Annotated in this window: 5 protein-coding genes; all 5 read left to right on the forward strand. The window is 33.3% G+C overall.

Translation table 11 applies throughout. From position 1 onward, the window contains the following. Positions 1 to 801 (forward strand): aldehyde dehydrogenase family protein (locus AADI82_RS13995; RefSeq protein ID WP_341217044.1); only part of this gene is annotated, 801 nt, incomplete at its 5' end. Between the two features lie 76 nt (positions 802 to 877). Beyond that, positions 878 to 1,660 carry an SDR family oxidoreductase gene (locus AADI82_RS14000; RefSeq protein WP_341217045.1) on the forward strand — a complete coding sequence of 261 codons (783 nt, stop codon included), beginning with the start codon at positions 878 to 880 and terminating at the stop codon, positions 1,658 to 1,660. Positions 1,661 to 1,818: 158 nt separating this feature from the next. Then, entirely contained in the window at positions 1,819 to 2,355 is a 537-nt protein-coding gene (locus AADI82_RS14005; protein WP_341217046.1) for a 3-hydroxyanthranilate 3,4-dioxygenase, read from the forward strand. Then, positions 2,355 to 3,437 (forward strand): amidohydrolase family protein, encoded by a 1,083-nt coding sequence (locus AADI82_RS14010; protein ID WP_341217047.1) that lies wholly within the window; start codon positions 2,355 to 2,357, stop codon positions 3,435 to 3,437. Before AADI82_RS14005 ends, AADI82_RS14010 begins: the two co-directional genes overlap by 1 nt. Beyond that, complete coding sequence (locus AADI82_RS14015) at positions 3,438 to 4,082, forward strand: O-methyltransferase (protein WP_341217048.1); 645 nt, start codon at positions 3,438 to 3,440, stop codon at positions 4,080 to 4,082. Positions 4,083 to 4,224 lie beyond the last annotated feature (142 nt).

The following is a 4,224-nucleotide window of genomic DNA, read 5'->3' on the forward strand; positions in this document are numbered from 1 at the left end:
ATTGAACATCCAGATATTAAAGCGATTAGTTTTACAGGAGGAACAGTAACTGGCGCACATATTGCAAAAGTAGCAGCACCGATGTTTAAAAAATTATCCTTAGAATTAGGTGGCAAAAACCCAAACATCATTTTTGCAGATTGTGATTATGATGATATGCTAGAAACCACAGTGCGTTCATCATTTGCTAACCAAGGGCAGATTTGTTTATGTGGAAGCCGTATTTTTGTAGAAGCTTCTATTTATGAAAAATTCAAAACTGATTTTGTTAAAAAAGTAAATCAACTCAAAGTTGGACATCCATCTAAGAGTAATACTAATATTGGTGCTTTAGTTTCAAAATCGCATCTTGAAAAAGTAAAAGACTCTATTAACATCGCTAAAGAAGAAAACGGAATTATTTTATGTGGTGGAAATGAAGTTAAAGTTAAAGGTTTTGAAAACGGCTACTATTTAGAACCAACTGTTATTGAAGTAAAAACTGATGAGTGCAGAGTAAATCAAGAAGAAATATTTGGACCAGTGGTAACCATTATGCCTTTTAATACTGAGGATGATGTTTTACAAATGGCAAATAAAGTAAAGTACGGTTTATCAGCAACATTATGGACCAACAATTTAAAACGCACGATGCGCATGAGCAATCAATTGCAGGTTGGAATTGTATGGGTAAATACTTGGATGATGCGTGATTTACGAACACCTTTTGGTGGTGTAAAGGCTTCTGGAGTTGGTCGTGAAGGCGGTTTTGAAGCTTTGCGCTTTTTTACTGAAGCTAAAAATGTTTGTATAAAATACTAGTTCCCACGAAAGTGGAAATCTTATAAAATGAATCAAATTTTTAAATTAAACAAATTCTACCCTAACTAGATATATTATGGATTTAAAACTAAACAATAAAAACGCCTTAGTTTGTGGAAGCACACAAGGCATAGGAAAAGCAACCGCTATGGCATTAGCTGCAGAAGGTGTAAATGTAACCTTAGTAGCTAGAAACAGAGAGAAACTAAAAGCTGTTTTGGCAGAATTACCAGAACACAGAAACCATAGCTATATAGTTGCAGATTTTTCTAACCCAAGAGATTTACAAGAACAAGTCATTAAGTTTATAGAAAGAAATCATGGATTTCACATCGTTATAAATAATACTGGCGGCCCGCGAAGTGGTCCTATTTTAACGGCAGCACTTGAAGAGTTTGATAATGCCTTTATACAACACCTAAAATGCAATCATGTATTAGCGCAATCCACTATTCCGTTTATGAAAGAGTCTGGTTTTGGCAGAATTGTTAATATTATTTCTACTTCTGTTAAAGAACCTATACCAGGTTTAGGTGTTAGTAACACAATAAGAGGAGCAGTTGGTAATTGGAGTAAAACTTTAGCTACCGAAGTAGGTGAATTTGGTATTACCGTAAACAATGTATTACCAGGTTTTACCGAAACTGAGCGTTTAAATGAGATTATTAAAATTAAGGCAGTGCAAGAAGACAAAAGCATTGAAGATATGGCTGAAATAATGAAAAATTACACGCCTGCTAAACGTTTTGCAAAGCCAGAGGAAACAGCAAATGTTATCACTTTTTTAGCTAGTGAAGCTGCAAGTTATGTTAACGGAATTAACGTTCCAGTTGATGGTGGACGTACAAAAAGTCTTTAGTATCAAACTTAATTTGATATCTTATTAATTGAAAAGTAATTATTAACTTTAACGTAAATTCTGCGTGAAGGATTGAAGCGGCATCCTTTTGCTTTTTTTTGCAAAAGATATAGCGGAAAGCCTGACCTGAAAGGGCACGCCCAAAAAACAAAAACATTATGAGTAAAGTATATCCGCCAATAAATTTTAAAGCTTGGATTGATGAGAACAGACATTTATTAAAACCACCTGTGGGCAATAAAGTGGTTTGGAAAGATGGCGATTTTATTGTTATGGTGGTTGGTGGGCCTAACAACAGAAAAGATTATCATTACAACGAAACTCCAGAGTTTTTCTATCAGGTTGAAGGCGATATGGTTTTAAAAATTATTGACAAAGGCACTCCTAAAGACATTCATATTAAGGAGGGTGACATTTTTTTATTGCCTCCAAAAGTACCACACTCTCCGCAACGAGGTGCCAATACAGTAGGGCTCGTGATTGAGTATCCTAGAGAAAAAGGGGTACAAGATGCATTGCTTTGGTTTTGTGAAAATTGTACAACTAAATTATATGAAGAGGATTTTACACTAAATAATATTGAAACAGATATGCCTAAAATTTTTGATAATTATTATAGTGATGAAAACAAGCGTTCTTGCCCTAATTGTGGAGCAGTGATGCAACCACCTAAAAAAGTTAAATTAGAAGATTAATGAAACGGAAACTTCGTATAAACGGGCATTCGCATTTACTTCCTTATCCTGAGCAAATTCCTCAATTTATGAAGGAAAAAGAAATATTCTGGGTAGATGATGAACGCAAACATATGCTGCAAAAAGGATGGAAAAGACCCGTTACACATTCTAGTTTTTTTCTAGATGAAAAGCTAGAATGGATGGACAGGAACAAACTTGATCATGCCGTTGTTTTAAATCTTTCTCAGCTTTATGGTAATGGATTGCGACTAGAAGAAATGAAAAAAGCATTGCGATTTCAGAATGATTTTAATGCAAAAGTACAACACGACAATCCTGAAAAATTCACCTGTGGTTTTGTAGTACATCCTGGTTTTATTCATGGCGCATTATGGGAAATTGAACGTTGTGTGGAGCAATTAAACATGAAGGTTTTATGTTTACCAACGCATTTTATGGATTCTATTGGGCAATGGCGTTCAGTTTTTGACAAAGAAAATGATGATATTTTTGAAATGGCTAACAAATACAAATTAGCGATTGAAATTCACCCTTACGATGGTGATAAAATGATTAATCTAGAAAATACGGCGTGGCGGTTTCACCTTATTTGGATGCTGGCACAATGTGGTGATGCCTATCATTTTTACACTCTAAATGGTATGCAAGAACGTTTTCCTAATATTAGAACCTGTTTTGCTCACGGTGGTCAATTAGCTCAAATGAATTTAGGAAGACGTATTCAAGGATTTGATGGCAGACCAGATTTATTTGAAGGTAAGCACCATCCTAGAAAAGCTGTTGGACATCCAAATATTTATTTTGACACGTTAGTACACGATACGGATTCTTTAAAATTAATGATTGATCGCCAAGGTTCAAATCAAGTTATTATGGGATTAGATGACCCTTATCCGTTAGGCGAAATGGAAAGCGATGCGCAATCTTCGTACCCAGGAAAATTATTAGACTTAGCTATTGATAGAAACATTATTAACCAAAAACAATACGACGATATTTGGGAAGACAATGTACTTCGTTGGGTATTTGGAGATGATGAAATTGCTAAAACTAATCTTATTAATAAAATTCTTTCTTAAATGCATTTTATACCAGAAGACATAGATAACTATGTAGTTGCTCACTCTGAAAATGAACCTAAATTATTACAGCAACTTAATAGAGAAACCTATCAAAAAATATTACAACCACGTATGCTTAGTGGGCATTATCAAGGACGTGTTTTAAGCATGATTTCTAAATTAGTAAATCCAAAAAACATATTAGAAATTGGGACATATACAGGATATTCTGCGTTGTGTTTAGCTGAAGGCATGCAAGTTAACGGAGAACTTCATACTATAGATATAAATGAAGAGTTACAAGATTTTTCTCAAAAATATTTTGATAAATCTGATTATAAAAATCAAATATTTCAGCATTTAGGTAATGCTTTAGAAGTTATACCTGAAGTTGATAAAACTTTTGATTTAGTTTTTATTGATGCCGATAAAGAAAACTACTCCAATTACTTTAATGCTATAATTGATAAGCTAAATACTGGTGGTATTATCTTATCTGATAATGTACTTTGGAGTGGTAAAATTTTAGAAACTACTTTTAAAAAGGATGATACATCTACACCTGCGCTTATTGCGTATAACACACTTTTAAAAAACGATAAACGTGTTGAAACCGTGGTTTTACCAATTAGAGACGGATTAACAATTAGCAGAAAATTGTAAATCAGAATTAATAATATAATGTAAAAGCTTACTTTTTTACTTCCTTATTGTAAGCAATAAAATACAATGATTTTAGCATTAAAATTTTGATTATGTCTATTTTTGGAATAATCTGTAAATACCATGAATTGAAATAGATATT

It is taken from the genome of uncultured Wocania sp. (genome assembly GCF_964021735.1).
In the GTDB taxonomy this organism is placed as follows: Bacteria; Bacteroidota; Bacteroidia; order Flavobacteriales; family Flavobacteriaceae; genus Wocania_A.